At 74.4% G+C, this 12137-nt stretch carries 10 protein-coding genes; 1 reads left to right on the forward strand and 9 read right to left on the reverse strand.

Annotated features, from left to right (window positions below):
* Window positions 1–85: 85 nt before the first annotated feature.
* Genes C7C46_RS01045 through C7C46_RS01060 form a run of 4 tightly spaced genes read right to left on the reverse strand, consistent with a single transcriptional unit; the run spans window position 86 to window position 4471 of the window.
* Window positions 86–934, reverse strand: a complete 849-nt coding sequence (locus tag C7C46_RS01045; protein ID WP_110664614.1) for an SDR family NAD(P)-dependent oxidoreductase — start codon at window positions 932–934, stop codon at window positions 86–88.
* Window positions 931–2202, reverse strand: coding sequence for an MFS transporter (locus C7C46_RS01050; protein WP_110664615.1), 1272 nt, complete (start codon window positions 2200–2202; stop codon window positions 931–933). The genes C7C46_RS01045 and C7C46_RS01050 overlap by 4 nt, the downstream gene beginning before the upstream one ends.
* Window positions 2202–3416, reverse strand: a complete 1215-nt coding sequence (locus tag C7C46_RS01055; protein WP_110664616.1) for an AMP-binding protein — start codon at window positions 3414–3416, stop codon at window positions 2202–2204. Before C7C46_RS01055 ends, C7C46_RS01050 begins: the two co-directional genes overlap by 1 nt.
* Complete coding sequence (locus tag C7C46_RS01060) at window positions 3416–4471, reverse strand: ATP-grasp domain-containing protein (RefSeq protein ID WP_181442123.1); 1056 nt, start codon at window positions 4469–4471, stop codon at window positions 3416–3418. The genes C7C46_RS01055 and C7C46_RS01060 overlap by 1 nt, the downstream gene beginning before the upstream one ends.
* A gap of 540 nt (window positions 4472–5011) precedes the next feature.
* On the opposite strand from C7C46_RS01060, the gene C7C46_RS01065 reads away from it, so the two are divergent.
* The gene (locus tag C7C46_RS01065; protein WP_110664618.1) at window positions 5012–6376 is read left to right on the forward strand and encodes an FAD-dependent oxidoreductase; all 1365 of its coding nucleotides are present in this window, start codon (window positions 5012–5014) and stop codon (window positions 6374–6376) included.
* Window positions 6377–6455: 79 nt separating this feature from the next.
* On the opposite strand, the gene C7C46_RS01070 is transcribed toward C7C46_RS01065, so the two are convergent.
* The 5 genes from C7C46_RS01070 to C7C46_RS01090 all read right to left on the reverse strand — a co-directional run bounded on the left by C7C46_RS01070 (window position 6456) and on the right by C7C46_RS01090 (window position 12028).
* Entirely contained in the window at window positions 6456–7004 is a 549-nt protein-coding gene (locus C7C46_RS01070; RefSeq protein ID WP_110664619.1) for a cysteine hydrolase family protein, read from the reverse strand.
* A 93-nt stretch (window positions 7005–7097) separates the two neighbouring features.
* The gene (locus C7C46_RS01075; protein WP_220040532.1) at window positions 7098–7955 is read right to left on the reverse strand and encodes an NAD-dependent protein deacetylase; all 858 of its coding nucleotides are present in this window, start codon (window positions 7953–7955) and stop codon (window positions 7098–7100) included.
* A 69-nt stretch (window positions 7956–8024) separates the two neighbouring features.
* Window positions 8025–9221, reverse strand: a complete 1197-nt coding sequence (locus C7C46_RS01080; RefSeq protein WP_245983986.1) for a vWA domain-containing protein — start codon at window positions 9219–9221, stop codon at window positions 8025–8027.
* A 173-nt stretch (window positions 9222–9394) separates the two neighbouring features.
* Window positions 9395–10651, reverse strand: a complete 1257-nt coding sequence (locus C7C46_RS01085) for an AAA family ATPase (protein ID WP_245983978.1) — start codon at window positions 10649–10651, stop codon at window positions 9395–9397.
* Between the two features lie 48 nt (window positions 10652–10699).
* On the reverse strand, window positions 10700–12028 hold the full coding sequence (locus C7C46_RS01090; RefSeq protein WP_110664622.1) for a hypothetical protein: 1329 nt from the start codon (window positions 12026–12028) through the stop codon (window positions 10700–10702).
* Window positions 12029–12137 lie beyond the last annotated feature (109 nt).

Below are 12137 nucleotides of genomic sequence, written 5' to 3' on the forward strand. Positions count from 1 at the left end.
CTCGGTCCAGGGCGCTCAGTTCAGGGCGCTCAGTTCAGGGCGCTCAGTTCAGGGCGCTCAGTTCAGGGCGCTCAGTCCAGGGCGCTCAGTCCAGGGCGCTGGGCGGTCGGCCGAGCCAGCCGCGGGCGAGGCCCTGCACCGTGGCGCCGTCCGGGTCGGCGAGTTTGTGCGCGAGGTACTCGGCGGCCCACGGGCCGGTCGGCACCCGGAAGGCGGGGCGTTCGGCGCGCAGCGTGGCCAGCACCACCTCGGCCACCTGGCGGGCGGGCTGGCCGGCCGACTCCCAGCCCTGGCCGGTCACCCACTCCAGGTAGCCGGCGTAGGTGTCCGCGTAGGGGCCGGAAGCGGCTTGCAGGGTCTGCCGGTTGACGTCGGGGAAGTAGCCGAACCGGGTGTCCGGCACGAAGCCGGGCACCACGATGGAGACCCGCACGCCGTGCGCCTCGGCCACCGGCGCCAGGCTCTCCAGGAACCCCTCGACGGCGAACTTGGCTGCGCAGTAAGCCTCGTTGAACGGCTGCCCGACCACCCCGTGCACGCTGCCGACGGTGACCAGCCGCCCCCGGGCGGCCCGCAGCAGCGGCATCGCCAGCCGGCTGACGGCGACCACCCCGAAGAAGTTGACCTCCAGGTTGGCACGCAGCGCGGCCATGGTGGACATCTCCATGGTCGGATCGGAGTTGGCCACCCCGGCGTTGTTGACCAGCGCGTCCAGCCCGCCGTAGTCGCCCACCACGCCGGCCAGGCAGCGGGCCGCCGAGGCCTCGTCCGTCACGTCCAACTGCCTGACGTCAACCGGTAGTTCGCGCAGCTCCTCGGCGCGGTCCGGGTCGCGGACGGTGGCCACCACCTGCCATCCGTCGCGGGCGGCCGCGGCGGCGGTGGCCAGCCCGATCCCGGTGGAGCAGCCGGTGACCAGCACGGTGCGGCTCACGTCTGCACCAGCACCGGGTCGCCGGCGGGGTCGGCCGCCGCGTCCAGCAGCGGCTGGATCCGCACCGCCGACAGGAACGAGCAGGCGGCCAGCAGGGTGCCGCCGACCATCGTCACCCGCGCCGCGTCCAGCGCGCCGAGCGGGTGGCTGAGCAGTGAGACCGCGAGTCCGCCGACCAGCGCGGCCAGCGGGATGACGCCCCAGGTGAAGGTGCGGTAGGCCGCGTGCATCGCACCCTGGTGCTGGGCCGGCATCCGCAGCTGCCGGGTGGGCGCGCTGCACACGTTGATGCAGGACATGAAGAAGCCGTAGCAGCCCATGGTGACCGCGATGACCGGCCCGGCGGGCAGTGCGGGCGCGGCCAGCACGCCCAGACCCACCAGGCAGTGCAGCAGCAGGGCCCAGGCGAAGGCCCGGCCCAGGCCGAACCGGGCGCTGAGCCGGGGCGCCACCAGGGCGCCCAGCAGCGCGCCCAGCGCCGCCACCGACATGGCCGCGCCGTACCCGGCGACCGACATGCCCAGTCCCCGGTAGGCCAGTAGCGGCAGCACGGTGACGAAGATCGGCCCGCCGCTGTTCAGCGTGACGGCGGCCAGCACCACCCGGCGCAGCACCGGGTCCTGCCAGTTGAGGCGGAAGCCCAGGGTGAGCCGCTGCCAGACCGAGCCCTCGACCACGGTCCGCTCGCCCCACGGGCGCATCGCGCGGAAGCAGGCGGCGGAGACCAGGTAGCTGGCCGCGTCGACCAGCAGCGCGGCCGCCCCGAACACGGTGTACAGGCCGGCCGCGATCGACGGCCCGGCGACCTCGGAGACCGAGCCGCTGCCCTCCAGCCGGGAGTAGGCGCCGACCAGTTGCTCCTCCTCGACGACGGCCGGCACCGCGACCAGGTAGCCGACGTTGAAGAAGATGGTGGCGCCGCTGATCACCGCGACGCAGCAGAACAGCAGCGGGGTGGACAGGAAGTGCTGCCAGCGGGCGATCGGGATGACGGCGACGGCCACCAGCCGGATCAGGTCGCAGGCCAGCATGGTGGCCCGCTTGTCCCAGCGGTCCACCAGCACCCCGGCGATCGGCCCGAGCAGCGGGATGCCCAGGTACTGGGCCATCGAGACGATGCCGACCTGGAGGGCACTGGCGTGCAGCACGAAGATCATCAGGGTCGGGACGACGAAGACGGTGATCCGGTCGCCGACCAGGCTGACGGTCTGTCCGCCCCAGAAGAAGTTGAATCCGCGGCCCATTCCCAGACGGTTCCGACGTGCCATCAGTCCACCTCCTGGATGACCGAGTTGGCGGTCTTCCCGGTGCGCCCGTTGCTGATCAGCGCGTCCACGGCGCGGACCCGGAACGCTTCCGGGTCATGCTGGAAGGCGGTGGCCAGGGTGAAGGTGGCGGCGAACAGCTCCTGGCGCAGCCGGGCCAGGTCCACTGCCGGGTCGGCGAGCACCAGCAGGTCCACACCGGTGGCCCGGCCGCCCTGCTGGGTGACCAGCACCTGGGCCTGGCGCACGCCCGGAGCCTGCTCGGCGCGGGCGACCAGATCGTCGACGTGCAGGCCCAGGCCCCGCACCTGGACCACGCCGTCGCGGCGGCCCAGCACCCGCATCGCCCGGCCCGGCCGCCCGCACGGGCAGGCCACCAGTTCGCCCGCGTCGCCGGTGCGGTAGCGCAGCACCGGGTTGAGCATCTGCGGGTTGAGGGTGGTGAAGTCGAGCAGCAGGTCGGCGTCGCTGTGCACCAGTTGCTCGGGCAGGGTGTGGAAGGTGTCGGCGGGGCAGCCGGGGGTGTTGGTGCCGACCACCCAGGTCTCGGTGCTGCCGAACATCCCCCACCGCTCGGCCTGCGGCGCCACCTCGGCCATGTCCTCGGCCAGTTGCTCTTGCCAGGCCTCGCCCAGCCAGAGCACCTTGCGCAGCGCGGGCAGCTTGCGGCCGGCGGCGCGGGCCTGCGCGAACCAGAGCCGCAGCACGCTGGGGGTACCGCCGATCGCGGTCACCCTGCGGTCGGCGAAGAAGTCCAGCCAGTCGCCGTACTCGTCCTTGGTGACCGAGCCGAGCGCGATGATCTGGCAGCCCGACAGGTCGGCCAGCGCCGCGGCCAGGAAGTGCGCGCCCCACATCCGGCCCGCACCCCAGGCGTTGACGAACACGTCGGTGCGGTCCAGCGGCTGCCAGTGGGCGTGCACGCCCGCCATGTAGAACCCGGTGGGCGCGTAGCCGACCTTGGGCGCGCCGGTGCTGCCGCCGCTCTGGAACAGCCAGGTGGCACTGTCGGCGGCGGCCGGCTCCAGGTGGGCCAGCGCGGTGTTCAGCTCGTCCTTGACCAGCGGCGGCAGCGCGGCCAGTTCGGCCAGCGTGCGCGGCGCCGCCAGGCCCGCGTAGCGCTCGCCCAGGCCCGGCACCGAGCGCAGCAGTTCGAGGTTGCGGGCGGCCACCGCCAGCAGCGGCTCGGCGGCCTCGGGATCCAGCGAGAAGGCCATCACGCCTCCGTCCGGACCGCGCCGCCGCGCGGGGCGCCGGCAGCCAGCCAGCGCGCGTGGCCGGCCCGGTAGGCCGCGAACCGGGCCCGGGTGATGTCGCGCTGCAGGGTGCGCTCCGGGTCGGCGGCGTCCGGCAGGATCACCCCGTCAGGCTCGAGTTCGGAGAACCAGAACCGCTCGCCGTCGTGCAGGAAGTCCACGCAGAAGAACGGGATCGGCAGCTTCTCGGCGAAGTAGGCGGTGGCCTCGGCCAGTTCCGGCGGCATCGGCGGGAACTCCATCCGGCCGCCGCGGCTGGCGTTGGCCACCAGCGAGCCCGAGTCCGGGATCCGCTTGGCCACCGCGTACGGCTCGCCGTCGATCACGTAGACCCGGTAGTCCACCGTGCCCTCGCCCAGGTAGGGCTGGACCACCAGGGTGGTGTCACCGCCCTGGGCCAGGCTGGCCAGGCCGCGCAACTCCTCGCTGTCGCGGGCCAGGTTGATCCCGCCGCCGCCGCACCAGCCGGCCGGCTTGACGATCGCGGGGTAGCTGACCTGCTCCATCCCGACCTCGTAGCCGTACTTGCCGACGTCGCGACCGGTTCCCAGGCGCCAGGTGGGGATCGCGGGCACCGGGGAGCCGTCCAGGTAGAGCATGGTGGCCAGCTTGTCGTTGCCGATCAGCGAGACCTGCGGCGGGAACGGCAGGTAGAAGCCGGCCTGTTCGAGTACCGCGTAGAGCGCGTACTGGTTGAAGATGTCCATCGCCTGGTACGGCAGCGAGTAGAGGGCGGTGATGAAGAGCGTGTCCTGCGGGGTGACGGGCTCCTGGTCGACCCAGATCCGGGGCTTGCCGGGGACCGAGGCGTCCACCGTCACCTCCTCGGGCGCGTGCCGGGACCAGGCCAGGCCCAGGTCGGCGGCGCACTCGGCGTAGAGGTTCCAGAAGAAGTCCTGCCACATGGCCGTGCCCTTGATCGATTCCCGGTCCGGGAAGATCCAGCACATCCGGCGCAGCGGGCCGTTGGGCTCCGCGGCGGTTCCGGCAGGTTCGCGTGTCGAGGGTATGGACATCGAGATCCTCACGAGGAATCGCCCGGTGGCCGACCGCCGGGCGTGACGCGCCGACCGCACGTTCGTCTGCCCACCCCGCGCACGGTCGGCGCGCGGAATCGGCTGAGCGGGTCGGTGAAGATGCTGAACGCTGCGCAGCCCGGGTCGAGTTGGCCAGGCGGAGGGTACCGCCGGCCGACGCGCCCCCTGCGTCGAACCTCGCCCCGGACGAGGGAAACTCTCGCAACGCCGTTCGGGCGCTGTCAATGCTCGCGCCACGCTTGGTTCTTGTCGTTCCATGCTTGCAATGTGCAGGTCAGATAGGTGATCGGACGATCCGTCAGCTCTTGCGGCGGGTGTTGCGCCGCGTGATCACGTGGTAGGAATCGTGATCACGCGACGGGCACCGCGAGCCGACGGCCGACGCCGGCGGCGGTCCCCGATTCCCGACCAACCCATAAGTTGATCTTATGAGGTCATAAAGGCGGCCCTACTACTGGAGCCGGGCCCGGGGCGGTGAGCTGTCAGCCAGCCACCCGTGTGACCCTAGGAGCCGCCGCCATGTCCCGCCCCCTGCGCGTCGCCATCGTCGGTGCCGGTCCGGCCGGCATCTACGCCGCCGACGCCCTGCTGAAGTCCGACGCCGCCCGCGAGCCCGGGGTCTCGATCGACCTGTTCGAGCGGCTGCCCGCGCCCTTCGGGCTGATCCGCTACGGCGTGGCCCCCGACCACCCGCGGATCAAGGGCATCGTCACCGCGCTGCACCAGGTGCTGGACAAGCCGCAGGTCCGGCTGCTGGGCAACGTCGACTACCCGGCCGACCTCACCCTGGACGACCTGCACCGGTTCTACGACGCCGCAGTCTTCGCCACCGGCGCGAGCGCCGACCGGGCGCTGGACCTGCCCGGCATCGAGCTGGCCGGCTCGTACGGTGCGGCCGACTTCGTCTCCTGGTACGACGGCCACCCGGACGTGCCCCGCGAGTGGCCGCTGGAGGCGGTCAAGGTCGCGGTGCTCGGCGTCGGCAACGTGGCCCTGGACGTGGCCCGGATCCTGGCCAAGACCGCCGAGGAGCTGCTGCCCACCGAGATCCCGCCGAACGTCCACGACGGACTGAAGCGCAACCGGGCCGTCGAGGTGCACGTCTTCGGCCGCCGCGGCCCGGCCCAGGCCAAGTTCAGCCCGCTGGAGCTGCGCGAGCTGGACCACTCGCCCAGCATCGAGGTGGTCGTCGACCCCGAGGACATCGACTACGACGAGGGCTCGATCGCCGAGCGGCGCGGCAACAAGCAGGCCGACATGGTCGCGAACACCTTGGAGCGCTGGGCCATCCGCGACCCGGGCGACCGCCCGCACCGCATCCACCTGCACTTCTTCGAGTCCCCGACCGAGGTGCTGGGCGCCGACGGCGCGGTGGCGGGCCTGCGCACCGAGCGCACCGAGCTGGACGGCACCGGCAACGTGCGCGGCACCGGCCGGTTCACCGACTGGGACGTGCAGGCCGTCTACCGGGCCGTCGGCTACTACTCCGACGAGCTGCCCAAGCTGCCCTTCGACCCGGTCGCCGGCACCGTGCCCAACGAGGCCGGCCGGGTGCTGGCCGCCGACGGCTCGCACCAGCAGGCCACTTACGTCACCGGCTGGATCAAGCGCGGGCCGGTCGGCCTGATCGGCCACACCAAGGGCGACGCCAACGAGACCGTCGCCTGCCTGCTGGCCGACCACGCGGCGGGCCGCCTGCCCGGCGCGGCCGAGCCGGACCCCGAGGCGGTGCTGGCCCACCTGGCCGAGCGCGGCGTCCGCTGGACCAGCTGGGCGGGCTGGCAGCGCCTGGACGCCCACGAGCGGGCCCTGGGCGCCCCCGAGGGCCGCGAGCGGGTCAAGGTGGTCGAGCGCGCCGAGATGCTGCGCCGCAGCGAGGGCTGAGCCGGCCGGTGCGCGCAGCGAGGACTGAGCCGGCCGCTGCGCGGCCAGGCCCAGCCGGGCGGGCCCGAGGCAGGCGGCCTTAGAAGGCCACCTCCTCGGCCGCCGTGGTGGCGCAGCGGCGCCCCGGGGCCTCCTGCTCGGCCCAGTAGAGGTTGGTGTGCGCGATCACCAGCTCCGGGGCGGGGGCGCCCCACTCGGTGTTGTCCTCGGTGGTGTGGGCGTCACCGACCAGGGTCACGTCGTAGCCGCGGGTCAGGCCGCCGTGGATGGTGGAGCGGACGCACATGTCGGTCTGGGCGCCGGCCACCACCAGGCGGCCGGCGCCCAGCTCGGCGAGGTGCAACTCGAGCGAGGTGGCCTCGAAGGCATCGGGGTACCCCTTGAGCACCACCGCCTCCCCCGCGGCCGGCACCAGCTCGGGCACCAGCTGCCAGCCCTCGCTGCCCTCGGCGAGCTGCTCGTCGGTCTGCTGCACCCACACCACCGGGGTGCCCGCCTGCCGGGCCCGCGCGACCAGGCGGGCGATCCGCCCCACCACCTCGTCGCGCCGGTGGGCGCGGCGCACCACCTGGTTCTGCACGTCGATGACGAGCACGGCGCTGCCGGGGCGGTTCTCCAGGGTGGTCATCGGTCGGTCTCTCCTGAGGCTGCTGAGGCTCTGCGGCTTCCGGCGCTCGTTCACGGCCGGCGCCTGAGCCTAGAGCGCGCCACTGACAGGCCGTCAACTCCCGAGCTGGTCCGCCAACCCCGTCAGCGCGGCGCCCAACGGGAGGGTGAGCCGGACCGCGGCGTAGCCGTCCCCGCGGGTCGGGCCCTGGTTGACGATCGCCACCGGCCGGCCGAGCTTGACCGCGTACCGCACGAACCGCAGGCCCGACATCACGGTCAGCGAGGAACCGAGCACCAGCAGCGCCTGCCCGCCCTCGACCAGCCGGTAGCAGTGCTCGACCCGCTCCTTGGGCACGTTCTCGCCGAAGAAGACCACGTCCGGCTTGAGCGTCCCGCCGCAGGCCGTGCAGGGGGCCACCCGGAACCCGGTGACCAGCTCCTGGGGCAGTTCCACGTCCCCGTCCGGATTGGTCCGCGCGCCGCTGTCCCACAGGGCGCCGTTGAGCGCGTGCAGGCGCTGGTCCAGCTCCTCGCGGCCGCTGGTGCGCCGGCAGTCCAGGCAGACCACCCGGTCCAGGCCGCCGTGCAGCTCGACCGCGTCCCGGGTGCCGGCCGCCTGGTGCAGGCCGTCCACGTTCTGGGTGATCACCGCCGACAGGTGGCCGCTGCCGCGCAGCCGCTGCACCGCGTGGTGCCCGGTGTTCGGCTGCGCCCGGGCGATCCCGCGCCAGCCGGCGTGGCTGCGCGCCCAGTACCGCTGCCGGGCGGCCGGGTCGGCGACGAACTCCTGGTAGGTCATCGGGCGGTGCCGGCGCCAGGTGCCGGTGACCCCGCGGTAGTCCGGGATCCCGGACTCGGTGGACAGCCCCGCCCCGCTGAGCACCACCACCGCGCGCCGCGCCAGCAGCTCGGCCAGCTCGGCCGGGCCGCCACGCTCGACCACCGGTTCCTGTCCCTGCCACTCCGTCATCGCCCGCACCCGCATACCGCCAGGCTACCCACCCGCCCGAGGCGGCGCGGCGGCGCGCACCCCACCCGGTCAGCCCGCCCCGATCTCCACCACCCGGGCCCAGTCCGGAGGCGCGTCCGGCCGGTAGTCGGGATCGACCTCGCGCACCTTCGACCTGGCGCGCGGAAAGAGGCCGACAACGGTGCGACAGGGCGGGCGCTGGGAGGGCCACGGGGTCTGACCATCCGTCAGGGCCACGATGACGTCCGGCCGGGCGCGCAGCGCGCGGGCGAAGCCGGCCCGCAGGTCGGTGCCGCCGCCACCGAGCAGCGGGATGCCCTCGCTGTGGCACAGGGGGTGGACGGAGCGGGCAACCGCGTCGCACGGCACCACGCTGACCAGCTCGCGCCGCCCGCCGACCGCGCGGCCGATCGCCGCCACCTCCAGCAGGGCACTGCCCAGCTCGGCGTCGCTGACCGAGGCCGAGGTGTCGATCACCACGCAGACCCGCGGCGGCCGGCGCCGCAGGCTGGGCAGCACGATGCCGGGCAGCGAGGCCGAGCGCCGGGCGGGGCGCCCGTAGCTGTAGTCGTCGCCCGCCCCGCCGGCCGCGGCGGCCGAGCGGAGCGCGGCGCCCAGCAGGTCGCGCCAGGGCTGCGGGGGGTGGAAGGCCTGCTCGGCCCAGCGCTGCCAGCCGGCCGGTGCGGTGCCGGGGCGGCCCCGGATGCCCTCAGCCACCTTGAACCGGACCGCGTCCCGCTGCTGCCTGCTCAGCCCGTGCGCACCGTCCGGGCCGAGCTCCCACTCGCGCGCCATACCGTCGGCGCCGCTGCCGCAGTCCAGCCAGGCCAGCTGTTGGGTGCGCGGGCCGAGCCCGAACCGGTCCAGGTACTCCTCCATCAGCAGCCCGCTGTCCAGTTGCAGCCCGAAGGGGTGCACCGCGCCGCTCGGGCGGTGCAGGCCGTCGCCGTAGATGTCGTCGTTGATCTCGCAGTCGGCGGCAATGTTCATCCGCAGCCGCTCGCCCGGGCCGGTCAGGCCGTACCGGCGGGCATACCGCTCACTGCGCTCGTGGTGCTCGCGCAGCAGGTGGGAGACCTCGTGCACCCAGACTCCGGCCAGCTCGGCCGGCGGGGTCCGGGCCACGAAGGCCGGGCTGACGTAGCAGCGCCAGTGCCGGTCGACCGCCATGGTGAGGACCTGGTGCGACTCGACCGGGCGCAGCGCGAACAGCGCGGTGGCCAGGTACGGGCGGACCCGGGCGGCGTGCAGCCGGGCGGCGAACAGCTTGTCCCAGTCGACGGCCGGCGCCGGGGACGCGGGGGCGTCGGCCGGCTCGCGAGCAGCCGCGGGGGCGGCGACGTCGGCGGGATCGGCGGTGGGCTCGGCAACGCCCTCGGGCCGGGCGACGTCGGCGGGATCGGCGGTGGGCTCGGCCACATCAGCGTGATCGGCAGCGGTCACCGGTGCGCCCCGCCGACAGCCTTGGCCCTGGCCACCGACCGGTCCACCCGCTCGTCCAGGGCGACGGTGCCGGCCAGCCGCTCGACGGTGTTCGGCACCGGCCAGTCCGCGCGCCGCAGCGCGGCGAGCGTCTTGGCGGGGACCACCACCAGATCGGGGGCCCCGGTCTCCAGGGCTCGGGCGAGCACCGCCCAGGCCGCGTCCCACCGAGCCCGCTCGGGGCGGTGGTGAACAGCGGCCACCACCGCCTCCAGCGCGGCCTGGCGCAGGTCGCCGCGCTCGGGCAGTTCGGCTCCGGCCGGGTCGGCGAGCAGCGTCTCGGGGTCGGGCAGCTCCATCCGGTCCAGGTGCGCGAGCAGTTCCAGCCCCGGCCCGTCGCCGACGGTGCCGCGCACCAGTAGTGACAGCACCTCGCGGTCGACGCCCGCCGCGGTGGCGAAGGCGATCAGCCGCAGGGTCATCTCCCAGCTGCGCGGGGAGGGCCAGGCGCCGCCGCGGCGGGTCTCGGTGGTGGGCAGCCGGTGCACCAGGTTGGGGCGCACGGCCAGCAGGCCGCACACCGCGCGCCGGGCGAAGTCGACCGCGGCGGCCAGCCGGTCGGCGTCGAGCCGCGGCAGCACGGCGCGCGGCCAGGTGCCGCCCAGGCCGCGGACCACCACCTCGTGGTCGTGGACCCACTGCAGGTGGACGAAGCGGTTGGCCAGCGGCGGGCTCAGCTCCCAGCCGTCGGCGGCCGAGGCGCGCGGGTTGGCGGCGGCCACGATCCTTACCCCCGGAGGGAGTTGCAGGGCGCCGATGCGCCGCTCCAGGACCAGCCGGAGCAGCGCGGCCTGCACGGCGGGCGGGGCGGTGGACAGCTCGTCGAGGAAGAGCAGGCCGCGGCCGGCCCGGACCAGGCGCACCGCCCAGTCCGGCGGGGCCATCGGGACGCCCTGGGTGGCGGGGTCGTCGCCGATCACCGGCAGGCCGGCGAAGTCGGCGGGCTCGTGCACGCTGGCGATCACCGTGGTGAGCGGCAGGTCCAGGGCGGTGGCGAGTTGGGTGAGCGCGGCCGTCTTGCCGATCCCGGGCTCGCCCCAGAGCAGCACCGGCAGGTCGGCGGCCACCGCCAGGGTGAGCGCTTCGAGCTGCTGGTCGGGGCGGGGCTCGGTGTCGGCCTCGCGCAGCAGTGCGAGCAGCGCATCGGCGAGGTCCAGCTGGGCGGGCACGGCCGCTACAGGCACAGGCGCCGTGAGCGCAGATGTCAAGGGCATGCTGATCACCATTCAAGTAAGAGGTCTGGAAAATGAGTTGCCGCTGCGTCAGCGACTGAGCAGCTTGCGCACCGCGTGGGCCGACTGCCCGCCGCGCACCCGCCGCCGGTCCGGGCGGCCCCGACCCGCCAACGGGTCGGCGAGCCCGGCCCGGAACAGCCCGTGGTCGATGCGCCGGGCTACCGCGTCGTCCAGCTCGTCACGCAGCTCGCCGTCCCGCAGCACGGCGTTCGCGCCGAGCAGTTCCTCGACCACGGCCAGTGCGCCGGTGTAGTCCCCGTGGTCCAGGCGCCCACGCACCTCGGACAGGCAGCCCGGCTGCCGGTGCGCCCGCTCGATCGCTTGCAGGCACGGCACCGGAGGGCCGCCGAGCGCGGCGAGCAGCTGCTCGCGCCGCAGTTCGGCCGCGCCGTGGTCCAGGGGCACCAGGACGCCGTCCACCAGGCCGAGCCGGTGCCGCTCCCCCTGGCAGTCGACCAGTTGCGAGCCGGTCGGGGCGCTCGGGCGGGCGGACTCGCCACCGGGCGCCAGCGCAGCTGCGACCAGCGGGTGCAGCTGATCGGGCCGGATCGCGCCGGCCCGCAGCAACGCCAGGTCGGGCTGCACCCAGGTCGCGGCGTCGGGCAGCACCGGCAGCCCCGCCCCGCGCTCGGGCCGCACGGCCACCGACATTTCGCTGCCGGTCAGTTGGAGCTCCAGCCAGCGCCGGGAGCCGAGCCGCACCGCGACCGCACGGCCGCCGCGCCCCTCGTCACCCAACAGTAGCTCCGCTTCGGCCGCCCAGCGCCCGACAGCGCACCGCTCGGCGGCACCGAAGGGCAGGTTGGACAGCTCAACTGACGGAGCGTCAGCCCGGTACAGCAGCTCGCCGCTGCGCCGTACGTCCCACAGGTGCCGGTGCAGGTCGAGGCGGTAGCGCTGCTGCGGGTGCCGGCCTGCCCCGGCCGCGGCGCCCCAGAGCCCGAGGCTGATCCGCTGCCCGGCCTGTGCCCAGCCCGGCGGCGTGCGCACCACCAGGTGCACGGCACCGGTCCCGTCCCGCGCGGCCCCGTCGTAGCGGGCCAGCGAGCTGCTCAGCCCGGGCCGCAGCAGCCCGTCCGGGGCGATCCGCGGCAGGTGCCAGCGCAACAGGTCCGGTGCCAGGTGCCGCAGGTCGTCCCGCACCCGGGCGGCCAGCTCGCACCCGTGGCTGCGGCTCAGGTCGCTCAGCCGGAAGTCGACATCGAGGCCGGCCGCAGCGCAGGCGCCGCCCCAGTCGCCGACAGCGCGGCGGGCGGCAGCAGTTTCGATCATGGTGGGCGGCACGGCGAACTCGCGCACGCGCAGCCAGAAGGTACGGAAGGAATCCCCGTCGGCGACAGTGGGGTGAGTGGCCATCAGCACTCACCTTGCGCGGACGGGACCCCCGATCTCATGCGAAGGTCGGTAGTCATCGCCCCGGAGCATAGCCCGGCCCGCTCCGGAGGGCCAGTGACTTCCGCGGGCA

Source organism: Streptomyces tateyamensis (genome assembly GCF_003205575.1).
In the GTDB taxonomy this organism is placed as follows: Bacteria; Actinomycetota; Actinomycetes; order Streptomycetales; family Streptomycetaceae; genus Kitasatospora; species Kitasatospora tateyamensis.